General features: G+C 63.0%; 1 protein-coding gene. It reads right to left on the bottom strand.

Translation table 11 applies throughout. From position 1 onward, the window contains the following. Positions 1-1379 (bottom strand): tetratricopeptide repeat protein (locus CDE01S_RS17925; RefSeq protein ID WP_157077211.1); only part of this gene is annotated, 1379 nt, incomplete at both ends.

The raw sequence follows: 1379 nt of genomic DNA, 5'->3' as shown, positions 1-1379 counted from the left end.
CAACCCGCGGTATGGCCGGCGAGGTCCACCAGGACATCGATGCCATCGGCGCGGATGCGCTCGGCCAAGGCCTCGTCACTCATGCTTCGCGTGGCGACCCAGTGGTCCACATAACTCTTGTAGCGCTGCGTCACCTGGTCTTCGCGCGCCAGGTCCGCATAGGCGAACACCTCCACCACCGACCGGTCATGCTGCGACAGCAAGGGCTCCATGAAGAAGCGGCAGGAATGGTTGCAGAAGTCGGGCGAAACGTAACCCACCCGCAACCGGCGCCCGGCACTCGGCGCGTTGTCATGCGCCCGCCACAAGCCACGCAAGGGCTCACCGAAGCGATGGTCGTACTCTTCATACGAAGCGTAGATCTCCTCGGCGCTGAGGTCGGGGTGGTAGTTGAGCACAAACAGGTAGTTGCCATATTCGCCCCGGTGCTGAGGCATGAGCTCGAGCGACTTGCGATACCAGTGAATGGATTCGGCCTGCTGCCCCTGCAGCTGCAGACTGCGCGCCAACGTGCTCATACCCACCGGGTTCTTCGGATCGATCGCCAGCATCTTGCGAACATGCTGCTCGGCTTCCACCATGTGGCCGGCATCCTGCAAAACCAGCGACAGGTTGTTCAAGGCCTCAATCAGGTCCGGCTTGATCGCCAGCGCCTGGCGGTATGCGTCCGCCGCCTCTTGCGGCCGACCCAGCTCACTCATGCCCAGCGCCAGCTGGAAGTAGAAATCATGGTCCTCGGCCTTGTTCTTCAGGGCATTGCGGTAGGCCGCTTCGGCCTCCTGAACACGCCCCTGCTTGAGGAGCACCTTGCCCAGCCCCCGGGAAGCTTCCGCCATGTCCGGCAAGGCCTGCAGGGCCCGCCGCCAGTGCGTTTCTTCCTCAACGAGGTTGCCTTCTTCTGCCAACAGCAAGCCCAGATTCTGATAGGCCTCGGCAAAACCGGGCTTCACCTGCAGCGCCCGCTTGTAGAAAGATGCCGCCTCCGGCAGCTGGCGTTGCCGCCACAGCACATTGCCCAGGTTGTTCAACACCTCGAAGTCTTCGGGCGCCTGCTGGAGCAGCTGCTTGTAGCAGCGCTCGGCCTCTTGCCAGAAACCGAGCTTCTCGTAACTCAAACCCAGGTTGAACAGCGCCTCCATGTCGTCGGGCAGCAGCTCCACCGCACGCGCCTTGGCCTGCAGCGCCCCTTTGAGGTCGCCCAGCTTTTGGCGAAATGCGCCAAGCAGCTTCCAGCTGTAGCCGTGGGAGGGATAACTTTGCGTGAAGGTCAGCGCCTGCAGCTCTCCGGCCTTGTAGTCACCGGCCTGGAACAGGGTCACCAGCTGCTGCATCTCCTCCGGCGACGGGCTGACCGCCTGGCGATCAGGTGTGGCGTCGCT

The organism is Curvibacter delicatus NBRC 14919, from assembly GCF_001592265.1.
Taxonomy (GTDB): domain Bacteria; phylum Pseudomonadota; class Gammaproteobacteria; order Burkholderiales; family Burkholderiaceae_C; genus Hylemonella; species Hylemonella delicata.
Note: the sequence above shows the minus strand (reverse complement) of the source record. Positions and strands in the feature narration are given on the sequence as shown.